Source organism: Candidatus Sphingomonas phytovorans (assembly GCA_029202385.1).
In the GTDB taxonomy this organism is placed as follows: domain Bacteria; phylum Pseudomonadota; class Alphaproteobacteria; order Sphingomonadales; family Sphingomonadaceae; genus Sphingomonas; species Sphingomonas phytovorans.
Window position 1 is genome coordinate 4,039,467 of the sequence record CP119314.1, and the last position, 16,004, is coordinate 4,055,470.

The following is a 16,004-nucleotide window of genomic DNA, read 5'->3' on the forward strand; positions in this document are numbered from 1 at the left end:
CTTTTGCTACCTGACGGCCGAGACATAGAGCGCTAAGGGGCCGCATGCACCAGTCCGTACCTTCAAGAAAAACTGTCTTGCTGCAAAGCCTGGGCTCTCGGCGGACGGCATTTGCCGCGCTGATCGCCGCCAACATCATGCTTGCCTTCGGATCCTGGTTCGTGCGGCTGGCCGATACGGGACCCGTCGCCTCCGCCTTCTGGCGCATCGCCCTGGCGACGCCGATCCTGCTTGCCGCCGCCATGGCCGGGGGCTGGCGACCGGGGCGGATCGGCACGCGCCTGTGGTTCCTGTTCGCGCTGGCGGGAATCTGCTTCGCCGCCGATCTCGGCAGCTGGCATGTCGGCATCCTGAAGACGACCCTGGCCAATGCCACGTTGTTCGGCAATTCGGCGACGTTGTTCTTCCCGATCTACGGCTTTCTCGCGGCGCGGGCCCTGCCGACGCGGATGCAGGGGATCGCGCTGACCCTGGCGGCGATCGGCGCGGCGCTTCTGATGGGGCGGTCCTATCAGCTCGACCCGAAGAACTTGACCGGCGACCTGCTCTGCCTGTTCGCCGGCCTGCTCTACACCTTCTATTTCATCTTCATGCTGCGCGTGCGCGAGCGGATGGAGGCGCTGCCGGCACTCGGCCTGGCGACCGGGGCCAGCATCCTGCCGCTGCTGCTGCTCGCGATCCTGCTGGGAGAGCGCATCTGGCCGTATGACTGGGCCCCGCTGATCGCGCTGGCGCTGGTCAGCCAGGTGGTCGGGCAGGGGTTGCTGATCTACGCGCTCGGCAAGCTCTCGCCGCTGGTCGTCGGCATCGCCCTGCTGGTGCAGCCGGTCGTCGCCGCGACGGTCGGATGGATGGTCTATGACGAGCGGCTCGGCCTGCCGGACCTGATCGGGGCGGTACTCGTCGCCGTCGCCCTGGTGCTGGTGCGCGACAAGCCGGCGCCGCTTGCACCGACCGGGGCCGAGGCTAGATAGGATGCGAGGAGACGAATGATGTCCGCCCTGCCCCAGGATCCGACGCTCGACGAAGTGCGCGAAGCGCTGGCGCCGCTGATCGCGGCCAACGCCGCGTTCGATGGCTGGAACGACGCCGCGCGCGATGCCGCCGCCGAGTCGGCCGGCGTCGACCGCGATGTCGCCGCGGTCGCCTTTCCCGGCGGGGCGGTCGACATGATCGACGCCTGGTTCACCCAGGTCGATACGGCAATGGCGGCGGCCCTGCCGCCCGAACGCCTGGCGACGATGAAGATCCGCGAGAAGATAACCGCTTTGGTCGAGTCGCGGCTCGCCGAGGTGGCGCCCAATCGCGAGGCGCTGCGCCGCGCGCTGGCGATCCTCGCCATGCCGCAGAATGTGGTGCGCGGCGCGAAGCTCGGCTGGCGCGCGGCCGACCTGATGTGGCGCGCGGCGGGCGACACAGCGACCGACTATAACCATTATACCAAGCGCACGATCCTTGCCGGGGTCTATGCCGCGACCATCACCGTCTTCCTCGACGACGAGAGCGAGAACTGGGCGGATACGCGCGCTTTTCTCGCCAGGCGGATCGAGGGAATCATGCAATTCGAAAAAGCCAAGGCCGGCTTCCTATCGCGCACGGAGCACAGGCCGAGCCTGTCGCGTTTCATCGGCCGGCTGCGCTATCCGGTGGTGTGAATCGATCCTGCGGCAAATCGCCGGACGGTTATTGATAATCAATCGCAAGGAGCTTATTGCCAATCTGTGCAGATGCCCCTCAGCCTCGAATCGCTGCCGCACCGGCAGCGCGCGACCGTCGCCGGAATCGCCTGGAGCGAGCTGAGCGTGCCGGAGGCGCGACGCCTTCGCGAGCTCGGCTTCGACGAGGGTGTCGGTGTCGAGGTGCTGCACCGCGCGACGCTGGGCAAGGGCCCGATCGCCTGCCGCATCGGCCGCATGACCGTTGCCCTTCGCCGCGCCGTGGCGGGCGCGATCCACGTTTCCCCCATCGCCGGTTAGATTGGTACCGTAAATGAATGCCGCGCCATTGGTGGCGCTGGTCGGCAACCCCAATGCCGGCAAGAGCGCCCTGTTCAACGCGCTGACCGGGGCACGACAGAAGGTCGGCAATTATCCCGGCGTGACGGTCGAGCGTCATTCCGGCCGGCTTGCGCTGCCTGACGGCCGGCCGGTCGAACTGGTCGACCTGCCCGGTGCCTATAGCCTCGATCCCTCAAGCCCGGACGAACGCGTCACGCGCGACGTGGTGAGCGGATCCCAGGACGGCGAACGGCTGCCCGATGCGCTGGTCGTGGTCGTCGATGCCGCCAATCTCGACAATCACCTGCGTTTCGCCCTTCAATTGATCGCGCTTGGGCTGCCGGTGGTAGTCGCGCTCAACATGTTCGACCTGGCCGAACGCGACGGGCTGATCCTCGATCCCGAGCGGCTGTCGCGCGATCTCGGCGTGCCGGTGGTGCCGACCGTGGCGGTTCGCCGCCGCGGGCTTGAGGACCTCAAGGCGCGGCTCGCCGACATCCTGGTCCATGGCGCCGCCAGGCCGCTGCGGGCGAGCGACGGCAGCGTGCAGGAAGACATCGTCACCCTGCAGCGCCGCGCCCGGACCATCGCGGTGGCGGCCACGGTGTCCGAGACGCCGACCCGGCGCTGGGGCCATGCGCTCGACGCGATCGCGCTGCATCCGATCGTCGGCCCCATCCTGCTGCTCGGCCTGTTGTTCATTATGTTCCAGTCGGTGTTCGCCTGGTCGCAGGCGCCGATCGGCTGGATCGAATCGGGCATGGCCTCGCTCTCCGGCTTCGTGAGCAGCGAGTTGCCCGACGGTTTCCTGCGCTCGCTTCTCGTCGACGGGCTGATCGCCGGCGTCGGCGCGGTGGTGGTGTTCCTGCCGCAGATCCTGATCCTGTTCACCTTCATCCTGGTGCTCGAGGCATCGGGATACATGGTCCGTGCGGCCTTCCTGATGGACCGGCTGATGGCGCATGTCGGGCTGTCGGGCCGCGCCTTCATCCCGCTGCTGTCGAGCTTCGCCTGCGCCGTGCCGGGCATCATGGCGACTCGCACGATCGACGACGAGAAGGACCGGCTGACCACCATCCTGATCGCGCCGCTGATGACCTGCTCAGCGCGGTTGCCGGTCTATACGCTGATCATCGGCGCGCTGATCCCCAATACCCGGGTGCTGCCGTTCGTCGGGCTTCAGGGACTGGTGATGTTCGGCCTCTATGTGCTCGGCATCGTCGGCGCGTTCTTCGCCGCGCTCGTGCTGCGCCGGACGGTGACCAAGGGCGCCTCGTCCGGCTTCATGATGGAGATGCCGAAATATCAGTGGCCACGGCTTGGCGACGTGCTGATCGGCCTGTGGAGCCGTGCCCTCATCTTCCTGAAGCGCGCCGGTACGACGATCGCCCTCACCGTGGTGCTGCTCTGGGCGCTGGCAAGCTATCCGGTCGCGCCCGCCGGCCAGAAGCAGAGCGAATATTCGATCGCCGGCCGTATCGCCTCCGGCATCGAAGTGGTGGTGAAGCCGATCGGCTTCAACCACGATATCGCGCTCGCGCTGCTGCCGGCGATGGCCGCGCGCGAAGCGGCGGTCGGCGCGATCGCCACGGTCTATTCGATCGACAATCCCGAGGATTCGGCGAACGAGATCAAGCTGGCCGACCGCCTGCGCGGCCGCTGGAGCCTGCCGACCGCGCTCGCCTTCCTGATGTGGTTCGTCTTCGCGCCGCAATGCATCTCGACCATCGCCGTCACGCGGCGCGAGACCAATGGATGGAAATGGCCGATGTTCATGATCGGCTATCTCTTCGTACTGGCATACGTCGCCGCGGGCGCTACATACTGGGCCGCTATCGGACTCGGATTGTAGGAACTAAATATATGGCGGGCAGCGTCAACAAGGTCATTCTCGTCGGCAATCTGGGGCGCGACCCCGAGAGCCGTTCCTTCCAGAATGGCGGCAAGGTGGTGAACCTGCGCATCGCCACGTCCGACACCTGGAAGGACAAGAACACCGGCGAGCGCAAGGAAAAGACCGAATGGCATTCGGTCGCGATCTTCAACGAAGGTCTCGCGAACGTCGCCGAACGCTATCTACGCAAGGGCAGCAAGGTCTATATCGAAGGCGCGCTGCAAACCCGGAAGTGGCAGGATGCCCAGGGCCAGGATAAATATTCGACCGAGATCGTGCTTCAGGGCTTCAACTCGGTGCTGACCATGCTCGACGGCCCCGGCGGCGGTTCGGGTGGCGGCGGAGGCGGCGGCAGCCAGCGCGACGATTTCGGCGGCAACGACGATTTCGGCGGAGGCTCTTCCGGTGGCTATGGCGGCGGATCCTCGGGTGGATCGGGCGGCGGCTTCGGCGGCGGCGCCAGCCGTGGCGGCGGTGCCCCGGCCAATCGCGGCAGCAGCAGCTTCGCCGACGATCTCGACGACGACGTGCCCTTCTGACCGTTTCGCGCGTTCATTCGCCCATGAGCGAGACTTTCCCGGCCGGATCGGCCGCGCCATCCGGCTGGCTGATCGACGAGGCCGTGCGTGCCGACGCGATCGCCGCGCACGACATCGAATCGCTCCGCGACAATGACGGGCTGAGCCGGATCACCGATTTCGCCGCGGCCTTGTCCGCGGCCCCGATCGCGCTGGTCAGCCTCGTCGAGGAATGTCGCCAGACCTTCATCGCCCGAACCGGCCTCGACGCGACGGAAACGCCGCGCGAGACCAGTTTCTGCGCCTTCGCGATGCGCGGGACCGAGATCATGGTCGTGCCCGACGCGACGCGTGATCCGCGCTTCGCCGACAATGTGCTGGTCACCGGCGAACCCCATATCCGTTTCTATGCCGGCGCACCGCTCGTCTCCGACGAGGGCGTGCCGCTCGGCTCGCTCTGCGTGATCGACACGGTGCCGCGCGACGGACTGACCCCGCTCCAGCGCCAAGGCCTTTCGACACTGGCCGAGGCCGTGATGGCGCGGTTGCGCGACAGCCGGGACGCAGCCGCATGGCGCGCGACCGAGAACGCCAGCCACCGCGCGCTGGCCGAGAGCGACAACCGCTTCCGCGTGCTCGCCGATGCGATGCCGCAGATGGTCTGGTCGACTCCGCCCAACGGCCATAACGATTATTACAATGCGCGCTGGTACGAATTCACCGGCATGCCCGAAGGGTCGACCGACGGCGAGGGATGGAACCGCATGTTCCATCCGGAGGACCAGGCCCGCGCGCTGGAGACCTGGCGGCATTCCCTCGTCACGGGCGAGCCCTATCAGATCGAATATCGCCTGCGCCGCGCCGACGGTGCCTATCGCTGGACGCTGGGCCGGGCACTCCCTCTGCATGACGAATCCGGCACGATCGTCCGCTGGTTCGGCACCTGCACCGACATCCATGAACAGAAAGAGGCGAGCGAGGAGCGCGAGGTCATCGCGCAGGAGCTGAGCCACCGAATCAAGAACATCTTCGCCGTGATCGCGGGACTTGTCGGTTTCGCCGCACGGACCAAGCCAGAGCTGGCGAGCGTCGCCGAAGATCTGCGCGAGCGGATCACCGCGCTCGGCCGCGCGCATGATTTCGTCCGCCCGCACAGCGCGAATTCGCGACCGGCGGCGTCGCAGAACAGCCTGCACGGGCTGCTGGGCGAACTGTTCCGCCCCTATCAGTCGGCCGACCTCGAGCGAATCACGGTCGGCGGCGTGGATGTGGAGATCGACGACCGCTCAGCGACGCCGCTTGCCCTGCTGTTCCACGAGCTTGCCACCAACGCGACCAAATATGGCGCGCTGGTCAACGATTCGGGACGAATCGTCCTCGATGTCACGGCATCGGAGAGCGGTGTCGTCCTGCGCTGGGCTGAAAGCGGCGGGCCGATGGTGACGTCACCCGAGGCAATGAAGGGCTTCGGCTCCCAGTTGATGGAGATGAGCGCCGTCCGGCAGCTGGGCGGAAATATCACGCGCGACTGGCATTCGGACGGACTGATCGTGACGATCGACGTGCCGTCGCGGGCGTTCAGCCGCCGCTGATCTCGCGGCCGAGCAGTACCAGATCGTCATTGGCCGCCGCGCCGTGCGGGTTGCCGGCACTGGCCATTGCCGCCGCCGCCAGGATCGCGGCCTCGGAGAAGGGCTTGCGGATATAACCCAGCGCCCCCCTGGCGGCGCCGATCTGCGCTGGGTTGGCGGTGACGAAGATCACCTTCACGCCGTAATCCCGGGCAAGCGTCGCGGCGAGATCGGGACCGGTCGCGCCATCGCGCAGATTCACGTCGACCAGCGCGAAATGACAATCCTCGGCGGCCTCGATCGCGCCGCTCCGGTCGGCGGCGATCGCCTTCACGCGGTAGCCGGCGTCAGTCAGGATTCGCTCGAGATCGAGCGCCACGAAAATCTCGTCTTCGACAATAAGGGCGGTAGTGGGCATGGATTCCTCAAATCTTCCTGCCGCCAACCCGCGAAAGGGGGTCAGGGTTCCTTGATCGAGATCAGCTCTTCAGAAGGAACACCGCATGTTCGGCGAAGAAGTTTGCTGCAGCAGAGGTCGTGCGCTTGTCCCCTGACAGGAACCAGGCCCCTTCGACGGTGATGCCGCGCCCTTTCACGAAGGAGCGGAAATCGTCGATCGTGAGGTGGTGGATGTTGGGCGTGTCATACCATTGTTCGGGCAGCAGCCGGGTCACCGGCATCCTTCCGCCCCACATCAGCGAGGTCCGTCCGCGCCAGTGCGCGAAGTTGGGGAAGGACACGAAGGCGCGCCGGCCGATCCGGAGGAGATGGTCGAGCACCATGTCGGGCCGCCGGGTCGTCTGCAGCGTCTGGCTGAGGATCGCATAGTCGAAGCTTGCGTCGGGATAGTCGGCGAGATCCGAATCGGCATCGCCCTGGATCACCGACAGGCCGCGCGAGACGGCCGCGGCGACATTGCCCGCATCGAGCTCGAGCCCGCGCGCGTCGACGCCCCTGCCGTCACGCAGCGCCGCCATCAGCGCGCCGTCGCCACAGCCGACATCGAGGATTCGGCTGCCCGGCGCGACAGAGTCGGCGATGACGGCGAGGTCGGCGCGGAGAGTCATTAAATTGCCTCACCGACAAATCCCTCTCCCAGCGGGAGAGGGAGGGAGCAGCGAAGCTGCGGAAGGGTGAGGGTGACTGAGTGAAGGCTACGATCACCCTCACCCTTCCCATCGCTTCGCGACGGGGCCCTTCCCTCTCCCGCCGGGAGAGGGACATAGAATGGGTCGCGCCATGCGCTCATGCGCCAGCCCTCAGGAAACCGTCGATGACCCGGTTCATGCCGGGCGAATCGAGCAGGAAGGCATCGTGACCGAACGGGCTGTTGAGCTCGACGAAGCTGACCGGCGCGCCCGCCGCGTTGAGCGCATGGACGATCGCGCGCGATTCCGAGGTGGGATATAGCCAGTCGGTATCGAAGCTGACCAAGCAGAAACGCGCCTTGCTTGCCCGGAAGGCGTTGGCGAGCAGGCCGCCATGTTCCTCGGCCAGATCGAAATAGTCGGTCGCGCGGGTGATGTAGAGATAGGAATTGGCGTCGAACCGGTCGACGAAGCTGATCCCCTGGTGGCGCAGATAGCTTTCCACCTGGAAATCGGCGTCGAAGCCGAAGCTCTTGGCATTGCGCGTCTGCAGGCGGCGGCCGAATTTCTCGGTCAGCCCCGCTTCCGACAGATAGGTGATGTGCGCCGCCATCCGCGCCACCGCGAGGCCCGCGGCAGGGGGATCGCCCGTCTCGTAATAATCGCCGCCGCGCCAGTTGGGATCGGCCATCACCGCCTGGCGGCCGACCTCGTGAAAGGCGATGTTCTGCGCGGTGTGCCGCGCCGCCGAGGCAATGACGATCGCCGCGCGGACCCGGTCGGGAAAGGTCGCCGACCAGCTCAGCGCCTGCATGCCGCCCATCGACCCGCCGATCACCGCCGCCAGCGTCGCCACGCCGAGATGGTCGAGCAGCATCGCCTGGGCGCGCACCATGTCGCGGATGGTGATGACCGGAAAGCTCATGCCCCAGGGCTTGCCCATCGCCGGATTGACCGTCGCCGGGCCCGATGACCCGGTGCAGCCGCCGATCACATTGCTGCAGATGATGAAGTGCCGATCGGGGTCGACCGGCTTGCCTGGCCCGACCAGCCGGGTCCACCAGCCGGGCTTGCCGGTGATCGGATGGTTGCTCGCGACATTCTGGTCCCCGGTCAGCGCGTGGCAGATCAGGATCGCGTTGCCGCCGTCAGCGTCGAGCGTGCCATAGGTTTCGTACGCGATGTCGACCGGCGACAGCAGCGCGCCGCCGTCGAGCTTCAACGGCCCGGGCAGGGTGACATGGCGAGCAAGCCCGAAGCGCGTGTCGTCCGACATTGACGCGGCGTTAGGCCGCGAAACGCCGTGGTTCAAGCATGGTGAGCGGCCATGATCGCAGCGGCGGCCATCCGCCCGGTCTGCGCGCCACCATTCATATAGCCTGGATAAGCATCGGAAAGATGCTCGCCGGCGAACTGGACCAGGCCGGAAAGCGCGCGATGCTTCGGCCCGTTTCCGCCCTCGACCCAGATCAGCTCGCCGAAGCGGGTGAGCTGGCCGGGTCGGAAATTGACATAGGCGCCCAGTGTCAATGGATCGCGGTGCCAGCCGGTGCGCCGCACCACCCCGCTCATCGCCGCGCCGAACCCAGGCACGCCCCCCTCGGCCATGCCGGCGAAACCGCGCGCGAGCCGGACTGGATCGGCCACGGCCGCAGCCTCGACCTCGTTCCCGCCGAGGAACCAGGTCCAGACGCTGCCGGCATCGCTCGCCGGGCGAATCCCACCGTCCCAGCCGAGCGCGGCGCCCGCGGCAACATCGGTCTGCCACAGCTCGCCGCCGCGCCCGATCGGCCCTTCCCAGGGGCGTGACGTCATGACGGCCTGGACCTTCTCGTTATAACCCAGATCGACCTCGGCGATGAAGCGGCGCCACAAGGGCGGCAGCGGCACTCGGAATTCGATCTGGCGCAGCAGCGGCGCCGGCACTGCCACGATCACCGCCCCGGCATCCGCCACGGTGCCGTCAAGGAAGGAGAGTCGTACGCCGGCGCCGTGCGGATCGATCTGCAACAGCCTCTTGCCGGTTTCGATCCGGTCGCCGAGCTTCGCCCGCATCGCGGCGACCAGCGCGCCGCTGCCGCCGTCGATCAGATAGCGTTCGTCGCTGCGGCTGAGCACATCGACTCGCTCGCCGTCCACGGTGGGCAGGTTGAAGACCAGTTCGATCGCCGAGGCCTGGCCCGGCTCGACGCCATATTCGGTGCGGCTGGTCGCCTCCATCAGCTGGCGCACCCAGGGCTGGGGCAGCTTGTCGGCGTGTTTGTCGAGATAGAGGCGGATGGAGAGCCGATCGAGTTCCCGTGCCGTTCGTGCGTAATCCTTGTCCAGCCGGTCCGAATCGAGAGCAATCTGTGCCGCGATCGGTCGCAACGCCTCGGCGAGCGCCGCCACGGGCAGCACCGCGCCGTTGGCGAGCACCATCGTGCGGTGCGCCTCCCCCTTGCGGTCGATCAGGCCGATACCGAATGCGGCGGCGAGCTTGTGCATGTCGTCATGGTCGGAATTGACGAGCTGGCCGCCAATCTCCATCGGCACGCCGCCCGTCGGGCGGTGGGTGAACATGCGTCCGCCGAGCCGCGGCCGCGCCTCGTAGATACGGGCGTCGATCCCCGCCTGGGTCAAATGCCACAGGGCGGTCAGCCCGGCGATGCCGCCACCGACGATCGCCACCGGCCCCCGGACCGGCGCCGCGCGCAGCGGGCGGGGCATGGCAGTGACGAGGCCGGCCGCACCGATCGCCTTGAGCAAAGCGCGGCGGCTGAGCCCCTGGGGGCCCGCGACCGGCGGTTTCTCGCCGGCCGCCGCCAGATTCATCCGGCGCGCCGATTCGAGCGCCTCCCAGAAAGTCGCACTGCCCCGCATTCGGCCCATCCCCCGTTTTGCCGCTTCCTAGCAGGAGTACGGCAGAGCGTCAGCTTGCCTTAGCGAAAGCCATGAGCCATGCGGACGACCATGCTTCCCTTCGCCCGCGTCACCGTCATCGGCATCGGCCTGATCGGCTCCTCGATCGCCCGCGCGGTGCGCGCGCAAATGCCCACGGTGCGGCTGACCGGCTATGATGCCGATGCCGAGGTGCGCGCCGTCGCCGATCGCCTCCAGCTGTTCGACGACGTCACCGACACGGCCGGCACATCGGTGATCGATGCCGATCTCGTCATCCTGTGCGTGCCGGTCGGCGCGATGGGCGCGGTCGGGGGCGAGATCGCCGCCGACCTGCCGGCCGATGCGGTGGTCAGCGATGTCGGGTCGTGCAAGGAGGACGTGGTCCGCGCGCTGGCCGAGGCATTGCCCGGCGCGACGGTCATCCCGGCCCATCCCGTCGCTGGTACCGAGCGGAGCGGCCCCGAGGCGGGCTTCGCCACCCTGTTCCACAAGCGCTGGTGCATCGTGACGCCGCCCGAGGGCGCCAATCCGGTCGCGATCGAGCGGGTCAGCGAATTCTGGCGCAGGCTGGGCGCCGAGGTCGAGACGATGGAGCCGGGCCATCACGACCGCGTCCTCGCCATCACCAGCCATTTGCCGCATCTGATCGCCTACACCATCGTCGGGACCGCCTCCGACATGGAGGAAGTGACGCGCAGCGAGGTGATCAAATATTCGGCTGGCGGCTTCCGTGACTTCACCCGCATCGCCGCGTCCGACCCGACCATGTGGCGCGACGTGTTCCTGGCCAATCGCGAGGCGGTGCTGGATATGCTCCAGCGCTTTTCCGAGGACCTGTCGGCGCTCCAACGCGCGATCCGCTGGGGCAAGGGCGACGAACTGTTCGACCTGTTCACCAGGACCCGCGCGATCCGGCGCAACATCATCGAGCAGGGCCAGGACGATCCGGCCCCGGACTTCGGCCGCACCCACGACTAATCTCAGTTATCCAGCGCGTTGATCGCCGCATGCACCCGGCGCTCGACCTCGGCGCGGGGCAGGCCCGGCGGGATCGGCTCGCCGAAACGAAAGGTCACGACACCCGGGAGCTTGGGGCCGTGCTTCGGCCAGACCTTGCCGCTGTCGATCGCGACGGGGATCACCGGGATCTTCAGCATCTGGTACAGGCCGGCGAAACCCGCGCGGAGCGGGGGCTGCTCACCCGGGGACACCCGCGTGCCCTCCGGGAAGATCAGGATCGACCGGCCCAGCGCAAGTTCAGTCTGGGCCTCGCGCACCATGCGCCGGAGCGCGGCGGCCGAAGCCTCGCGGTCGACGACGATGACGCCATAGCGTCGTGCCGCCCAGCCCCATACCGGAATCGAGGCCAGTTCCTGCTTCATCACGATCGCCGGGGTGCGGAGCAGCCGCCCGAGCTCAAGCGTCTCGTACATCGCCTGGTGCTTGGCCGCGTAGATGACCGGACCGTCGGCGAACAGATTTCCCTCGACCCGGCGATGGATGCCGAGAATGGCCTCGGTCGCCCAGCCATGGAATTTCGTCCAGATATGGGTGTGAACGATCAGCGCATTCCTGCCGAACAACGCCGTGACCGGCGTCAGCAGCACGATCGGGATCGAGATTCCGTAGAACACGATCATGAACAGGATCGTCCTGAGCCTGGTCATGCGCCGATCCCCATCCAGAGCACGACGCGGCGGAGCAGCAGCTTGTTGTACTCGGCGACCAGCAGGCTGAAGCGCGGGCTGCTCGGCACGCCGTCGTCAAGCACCTGGACATCGCTGTCGAGCGCGTTGGTGAGTTCCATCCGGGCGCGGGCCAGATGCCAGTCCGAGGTGACGAGCCGCACCGATTTATAGCCGTGCTGCTTTACCCAGTCGGCCGTCTCCTCGGCATTTGAGCGCGTATCGACCGCCTCCCGGCCGAGATCGATGCAGCAGGCGAACAGCGACGGCGCCTCGCGATATTCATGCGCCAGCTCGACCGGCCGCACCTCGGGCGCGACCCCGGTCACCAGCATGCGCTTCGCCGCGTGCGCCTTGAGCAGCGCGATGCCCCGGTCGATCCGCCCGGCCCCACCCGTCGGCACCACGATCGCGTCGGTCTTCGCATTGTCAAGCGGCCCGGGCATGGCGAGCAGGAACAGCACGAAACCAAGCGCCCAGAGCAGCACGGCACCGCCGAGGATTCGCAGGATCACAGGATGCGCCTCAGCGCGCCGAGCACCGCGAGCCGCGCGGCATAGGTCGCGAGCAGGGCGAAGCCGATCGGCAGCATCGCGAGCAGGAGCCAGTCGCGCGTCGACAGCTGCAACCCGCCGAGCAGGTCGGAGCCGAGCGTCGCGAGTTGCAGGCCGACCAGAACCACCATGCCGGCCGCGACCACCGTGCCGAGTGCGCCGCCGAACAGGGTATCGAGCGCGATTCGCCGCTGGAACAGCCGCGCGACCTGGAGATCGGTCGATCCAAGCATGTGCAGCACCTCGATCGTATCGCGGTGAGTCTCGAGCCCGGCCCGCGCAGCGAGGATGACGACGGCGCCAGTGGCTGCGGCCATCAGCACGACCAGCCCTGCCGCAAGCCAGGTGACCATGTTCATGAAGTTGCTGACCGGCGACATCCAGCTTTCGTGCCGGTCGATCCGCGCCGCGGGCACGGCCGCCTGCACCGCCTGAGTCACCCGCGCGACGGCGGCCGCGCTGGCGATGCCGAGGTCGACGTCGATCATCGCGGGTACTGGCAGATCGGGATCGGCGCCGTCAGGGCCGAGCCAGGGGCCGAGCAGCTTGACGAGTTCCGCGCGGTTCACCTCGACGGCGCGCGACACCTCGGGCAGGCCGCGCAGCAGCGCCAGCGCCTTCGCCGTCTGGTCGGCCCGCGCGCGATCGGCCGGCTCGACGATCTGGACCGTCAGCCGCCCGGCAAGTTGCCGGTCGAGCAAGGTCGCCGCGCTCAGCGTGCCGAGACCAAGCGCGGCGGCCAGCACCGTCAGGAACAGCATGATCGCCATGATCCACATCATCGCGCGCGTGCCCCGGCTCTCGTCGAGCAGGCGGCGATCGGCCGCCGACGCGATCAGCCGGACGCTCATTCGGCGTCCGCCTGTGGCGGCGGAAAGCGCAACGACCCGGTGGGATCGAGCAGCCGCCCCTTGTCGAGCCGCATCATATGCGCGTTCGGGATTCGGCCGAGCAGGTGGAAATCATGAGTCGCGACAACGACAGTGGTGCCAAGCCGGTTGAGCGAATCGAACAGATGGAGCAGCCGTTCCGCCATGTCGGGATCGACGTTGCCGGTCGGCTCGTCCGCCACGAGGATCTCGGGCCGGCTGATCACCGCGCGGGCAATCGCGACGCGCTGCTGCTCCCCGCCCGACAGGGTCGGCGGCTTGGCCTCGACTCGGTCGGACAGGCCGACCCAGGCGAGCATCTCGCGCACCGGCGCCTCGACATCGCTTTCCGACACGCCGGAGACGCGCAGGGGCAGCGCGATATTGTCATAGGCCGAAAGGTGCGGGACGAGGCGGAAATCCTGGAACACCACCCCGATCCGGCGACGAAAGCCGGGGAGCCGCTTGCGCGGCAGCGTCACCGCATCCTCGCCGAACAGGCGGATCATGCCGCGCGTGGGGCGTTGCGAGAGATAGAGCAGCTTCAACAGGGACGTCTTGCCCGCACCGCTGGCACCGGTGAGGAAATAGAAGGAGCCGGTCGACAGCGTGAAGCTGACGTCGGACAGAGTCTCCTGACCCGTGCCGTAGCGCAGCCCCACATTCTCGAACTGGACGATATTCGCCATTACCGGCGCAACGCTCGCTTCTCACTGATGCCCCGCCCCCGCCATCGCACGTTCGGGGCGCGCGCCACAAGCGCGCGCGTAAGTGCTTCGACCCGAAAGACTTGCCACGAGCGGTCGGCACGTGCTTAGATTCGGGACAGGCGTGGCGCGGCCCGCGGCGCCGGAAGCGGCCCAAGATGATCCTCGAATGCACTCAATGCCGGACTCGTTACCTCGTACCCGATTCGGCAATCGGGTCCGAAGGACGGACCGTGCGATGCGCGAGCTGCAAGCATAGCTGGTTCCAGCCGGGCCAGGTGCTCGATCTGGTGGCCCAGGCCGAAGCCGTCGCTCCCGCTCCTCGTTCGGCTCCGGTCCCCGCCCCCACAACAGCGCCGCCAGCGTCGCCACCGCCACCCGTAACGGCGCCCGATGTCGAGATCGCGCCGCCCGGCACCGCGCCCGACTATGACGCCTTCGCGCACCAGCCGCCCTTCCGCCCGCGCCGCAACCCGGCGCGACGCTGGACGATGGCCGCCTTCGCCGCCGGATTCGCCATGCTGGTGGGGGCCGCGGCCATCCTCTATTCGGGCGCACCCGGCCTGGCCCAGCAATTCGGCCTGCCGATCGGCGCGCCTGCGACCCCGCTCAAGATCGTCAACAACCCGATCGATCGCCGCGACCTGGCCAATGGCAGCGAAATGTTCGCGATCAGCGGCAAGGTGGTGAACCCGACCGACCAGCGCCAGCAGGTCCCGGACATCCGGGTCGAGCTGAAGGACGCGCAGAACCGGCTGGTCTATAGCTGGACGATCCGCCCCGAGACGATGGCGCTGCCGCCGCGCGGCTCGGTCGAATTCAACAGTGCGAAACTCGACGTGCCGGTCAATTCGAAACAGCTGGTGCTGAGCTTTTCCGGCGAATCCTCCAACTGACCAGCGCGAAGCGGCTGCCGTGCAGCAGCGTCGCCGCGACCATGCCGATGCCCGAGGCATAGACCAGCCCGGTCAGCCCAGCCCCGATATGGACCAGCCACCAGCCAGCCCCGCCCGTCACCAGGAAGAAGGCGATGATGCTGTTGCCCCCGGCCACCACCTGGTCGCCGAGCGAGCGCAGCGCATAGACGAACACCACCTGCGCCCCGTCGAACAGGATGAACGGCGCCCATAGCGGCACCATCGCCAGCGCGAGCAGGTGAACCTCTGCCGTGGCCGGGAACAGCGCAACGATGCCGCCGCGCCCGACCACCAGCAGCAGCGCGAGCAGCCCGGTAAGGATCGCCGCGACCGACACGGCGATCATCGTGCGCGGAAAGGCCCGTTGCGGCATACCTTCCCCAACCGCATTGCCGACTCGCACGCCGGCCGCCGACCCCAGCCCCAGCGCGATGGAGAAGGTCACGTTGTGGATGGAGAAGACGATCTGGAAGGCATGCGCCGCCGCGTCGCCCAACCGGGTGGAAAGCGCGATCAGGATCGAGAAGCCGGCAAGCTCGAGCCCCGAGGCGATCGCCGGCACCGTGCCGAACGCAGCGAGCCGCACCGCGCCTGCGGGAACGCTTTGCCAGGTGGCGCGCGACAGATCGTGCAGCCCGCGCAGTCCGGCACGCGGCAGGGTCCATGCCGCGCCGACCATGCCCGCCGCACCCAACGCCGAGGCAATCGCCGTCGCGGTCGCCGCGCCGACGGCGCCGAGCGCCGGCAACCCGAAATGGCCACCAGACAGCGCCCAGGCGAGAACGGCATTGAGCGGCAGGATCGCGAGATTGACCGTCGCCACCCGGCGCGGGCGGCTGACCCCTTCAAGAAAGAAGCTCGCCGCGACGATGACGAGCTGGAACGGGAAGCAGATCGCCATCACCTGCACGACGCGCGACGCGCGCGGGACAAGCTCGTCGGCGACGCCCATGCCGGCAAGCATCGGCGCGGCGAAGAACAGCAGCACCAGCGCGGCCACGCTGCCGAGGACAAGCGCAAGGGCAAGCCCCTCCCGCAGCACGGCACCGGTACGCTTCAGGTCGCCCGCGCCATCGGCACGCGAGGTATGGACGAGCACGCCCGACAGGGCGGCGAGCCCGGCGACGATCGCGACGAAGGTCAGCGACCGGCTGGCCCCGAGCGCCGCGACTTCCTCAGTGCCGGCAAGCCCGACCACGACCACGTCGGTGACGTGCAGGATCGTCCAGTTGAGGCTGGTCAGCATTACCGGCCAGGCCAGCCCGAGGATGCGCCTGGTCTCGTCACCGATCGGATAGGAGGGGGAGGCAACGGGCATGCC

General features: G+C 67.8%; 17 protein-coding genes. 8 read left to right on the forward strand and 9 right to left on the reverse strand.

Annotated elements, in window-relative coordinates; genetic code table 11:
- Positions 1 to 44: 44 nt before the first annotated feature.
- From P0Y59_18580 to P0Y59_18605, 6 genes are all read left to right on the forward strand, one after another.
- Positions 45 to 974: a DMT family transporter gene (locus tag P0Y59_18580; GenBank protein WEJ98930.1), complete on the forward strand. Its 930-nt coding sequence runs from the start codon at positions 45 to 47 to the stop codon at positions 972 to 974.
- Between the two features lie 18 nt (positions 975 to 992).
- Entirely contained in the window at positions 993 to 1,655 is a 663-nt protein-coding gene (locus tag P0Y59_18585) for a COQ9 family protein (protein WEJ98931.1), read from the forward strand.
- Between the two features lie 72 nt (positions 1,656 to 1,727).
- Positions 1,728 to 1,976 carry a FeoA family protein gene (locus P0Y59_18590; protein WEK02621.1) on the forward strand — a complete coding sequence of 83 codons (249 nt, stop codon included), beginning with the start codon at positions 1,728 to 1,730 and terminating at the stop codon, positions 1,974 to 1,976.
- Positions 1,977 to 1,989: 13 nt separating this feature from the next.
- Positions 1,990 to 3,849, forward strand: a complete 1,860-nt coding sequence (locus P0Y59_18595; protein ID WEJ98932.1) for a ferrous iron transporter B — start codon at positions 1,990 to 1,992, stop codon at positions 3,847 to 3,849.
- An 11-nt stretch (positions 3,850 to 3,860) separates the two neighbouring features.
- Positions 3,861 to 4,430 carry a single-stranded DNA-binding protein gene (gene ssb, locus P0Y59_18600; protein WEJ98933.1) on the forward strand — a complete coding sequence of 190 codons (570 nt, stop codon included), beginning with the start codon at positions 3,861 to 3,863 and terminating at the stop codon, positions 4,428 to 4,430.
- 23 nt (positions 4,431 to 4,453) lie between these two features.
- Positions 4,454 to 6,001, forward strand: a complete 1,548-nt coding sequence (locus tag P0Y59_18605; GenBank protein WEJ98934.1) for a PAS domain-containing protein — start codon at positions 4,454 to 4,456, stop codon at positions 5,999 to 6,001.
- Here P0Y59_18605 and P0Y59_18610 read toward each other — a convergent pair.
- The 4 genes from P0Y59_18610 to P0Y59_18625 form a co-directional block, all read right to left on the reverse strand.
- The gene (locus tag P0Y59_18610; protein WEJ98935.1) at positions 5,988 to 6,398 is read right to left on the reverse strand and encodes a response regulator; all 411 of its coding nucleotides are present in this window, start codon (positions 6,396 to 6,398) and stop codon (positions 5,988 to 5,990) included. The two genes, P0Y59_18605 and P0Y59_18610, sit on opposite strands and share 14 nt — an antisense overlap.
- A gap of 61 nt (positions 6,399 to 6,459) precedes the next feature.
- Positions 6,460 to 7,047 carry a methionine biosynthesis protein MetW gene (gene metW / locus P0Y59_18615; protein WEJ98936.1) on the reverse strand — a complete coding sequence of 196 codons (588 nt, stop codon included), beginning with the start codon at positions 7,045 to 7,047 and terminating at the stop codon, positions 6,460 to 6,462.
- A 178-nt stretch (positions 7,048 to 7,225) separates the two neighbouring features.
- Positions 7,226 to 8,344 carry a homoserine O-acetyltransferase gene (locus P0Y59_18620; GenBank protein WEJ98937.1) on the reverse strand — a complete coding sequence of 373 codons (1,119 nt, stop codon included), beginning with the start codon at positions 8,342 to 8,344 and terminating at the stop codon, positions 7,226 to 7,228.
- Between the two features lie 32 nt (positions 8,345 to 8,376).
- A complete protein-coding gene (locus tag P0Y59_18625) occupies positions 8,377 to 9,930 on the reverse strand; it encodes an FAD-dependent oxidoreductase (GenBank protein WEJ98938.1) in 1,554 nt (517 codons plus the stop codon).
- A gap of 90 nt (positions 9,931 to 10,020) precedes the next feature.
- Between P0Y59_18625 and P0Y59_18630 the strand changes: the two genes are divergently transcribed.
- Entirely contained in the window at positions 10,021 to 10,929 is a 909-nt protein-coding gene (locus tag P0Y59_18630) for a prephenate/arogenate dehydrogenase family protein (GenBank protein ID WEK02622.1), read from the forward strand.
- Between the two features lie 2 nt (positions 10,930 to 10,931).
- Here the strand turns inward: P0Y59_18630 and P0Y59_18635 are convergent, their stop codons facing one another.
- From P0Y59_18635 to ftsE, 4 genes are read right to left on the reverse strand one after another with little or no spacing between them, the layout of a single operon-like run.
- Positions 10,932 to 11,618, reverse strand: a complete 687-nt coding sequence (locus tag P0Y59_18635) for a lysophospholipid acyltransferase family protein (protein ID WEJ98939.1) — start codon at positions 11,616 to 11,618, stop codon at positions 10,932 to 10,934.
- The gene (locus tag P0Y59_18640; GenBank protein ID WEJ98940.1) at positions 11,615 to 12,151 is read right to left on the reverse strand and encodes a YdcF family protein; all 537 of its coding nucleotides are present in this window, start codon (positions 12,149 to 12,151) and stop codon (positions 11,615 to 11,617) included. Before P0Y59_18640 ends, P0Y59_18635 begins: the two co-directional genes overlap by 4 nt.
- On the reverse strand, positions 12,148 to 13,041 hold the full coding sequence (locus P0Y59_18645; protein WEJ98941.1) for a permease: 894 nt from the start codon (positions 13,039 to 13,041) through the stop codon (positions 12,148 to 12,150). Before P0Y59_18645 ends, P0Y59_18640 begins: the two co-directional genes overlap by 4 nt.
- Positions 13,038 to 13,748 (reverse strand): cell division ATP-binding protein FtsE, encoded by a 711-nt coding sequence (gene ftsE / locus P0Y59_18650; protein WEJ98942.1) that lies wholly within the window; start codon positions 13,746 to 13,748, stop codon positions 13,038 to 13,040. Before ftsE ends, P0Y59_18645 begins: the two co-directional genes overlap by 4 nt.
- Before the next feature lie 176 nt (positions 13,749 to 13,924).
- Here ftsE and P0Y59_18655 point away from each other — a divergent pair, with 176 nt between their 5' ends.
- Positions 13,925 to 14,662, forward strand: a complete 738-nt coding sequence (locus P0Y59_18655; GenBank protein ID WEJ98943.1) for a DUF3426 domain-containing protein — start codon at positions 13,925 to 13,927, stop codon at positions 14,660 to 14,662.
- Here P0Y59_18655 and P0Y59_18660 read toward each other — a convergent pair.
- The gene (locus P0Y59_18660; protein ID WEJ98944.1) at positions 14,613 to 16,001 is read right to left on the reverse strand and encodes an MATE family efflux transporter; all 1,389 of its coding nucleotides are present in this window, start codon (positions 15,999 to 16,001) and stop codon (positions 14,613 to 14,615) included. The genes P0Y59_18655 and P0Y59_18660 overlap by 50 nt on opposite strands.
- Between the last annotated feature and the right edge of the window lie 3 nt (positions 16,002 to 16,004).

What these genes read in the sequence shown, in the direction of transcription:
- P0Y59_18580 (WEJ98930.1), top strand. Translation starts at nt 45, where the DNA reads ATGCACCAGTCCGTACCTTCAAGAAAAACTGTCTTGCTGCAAAGCCTG.
- P0Y59_18590 (WEK02621.1), top strand. Translation starts at nt 1,728, where the DNA reads ATGCCCCTCAGCCTCGAATCGCTGCCGCACCGGCAGCGCGCGACCGTC.
- P0Y59_18645 (WEJ98941.1), bottom strand. Translation starts at nt 13,041, where the DNA reads ATGAGCGTCCGGCTGATCGCGTCGGCGGCCGATCGCCGCCTGCTCGAC.
- P0Y59_18655 (WEJ98943.1), top strand. Translation starts at nt 13,925, where the DNA reads ATGATCCTCGAATGCACTCAATGCCGGACTCGTTACCTCGTACCCGAT.
- P0Y59_18660 (WEJ98944.1), bottom strand. Translation starts at nt 16,001, where the DNA reads ATGCCCGTTGCCTCCCCCTCCTATCCGATCGGTGACGAGACCAGGCGC.
- ftsE (WEJ98942.1), bottom strand. Translation starts at nt 13,748, where the DNA reads ATGGCGAATATCGTCCAGTTCGAGAATGTGGGGCTGCGCTACGGCACG.
- P0Y59_18605 (WEJ98934.1), top strand. Translation starts at nt 4,454, where the DNA reads ATGAGCGAGACTTTCCCGGCCGGATCGGCCGCGCCATCCGGCTGGCTG.
- P0Y59_18610 (WEJ98935.1), bottom strand. Translation starts at nt 6,398, where the DNA reads ATGCCCACTACCGCCCTTATTGTCGAAGACGAGATTTTCGTGGCGCTC.
- metW (WEJ98936.1), bottom strand. Translation starts at nt 7,047, where the DNA reads ATGACTCTCCGCGCCGACCTCGCCGTCATCGCCGACTCTGTCGCGCCG.
- P0Y59_18630 (WEK02622.1), top strand. Translation starts at nt 10,021, where the DNA reads ATGCTTCCCTTCGCCCGCGTCACCGTCATCGGCATCGGCCTGATCGGC.
- P0Y59_18620 (WEJ98937.1), bottom strand. Translation starts at nt 8,344, where the DNA reads ATGTCGGACGACACGCGCTTCGGGCTTGCTCGCCATGTCACCCTGCCC.
- P0Y59_18595 (WEJ98932.1), top strand. Translation starts at nt 1,990, where the DNA reads ATGAATGCCGCGCCATTGGTGGCGCTGGTCGGCAACCCCAATGCCGGC.
- P0Y59_18625 (WEJ98938.1), bottom strand. Translation starts at nt 9,930, where the DNA reads ATGCGGGGCAGTGCGACTTTCTGGGAGGCGCTCGAATCGGCGCGCCGG.
- ssb (WEJ98933.1), top strand. Translation starts at nt 3,861, where the DNA reads ATGGCGGGCAGCGTCAACAAGGTCATTCTCGTCGGCAATCTGGGGCGC.
- P0Y59_18635 (WEJ98939.1), bottom strand. Translation starts at nt 11,618, where the DNA reads ATGACCAGGCTCAGGACGATCCTGTTCATGATCGTGTTCTACGGAATC.
- P0Y59_18585 (WEJ98931.1), top strand. Translation starts at nt 993, where the DNA reads ATGTCCGCCCTGCCCCAGGATCCGACGCTCGACGAAGTGCGCGAAGCG.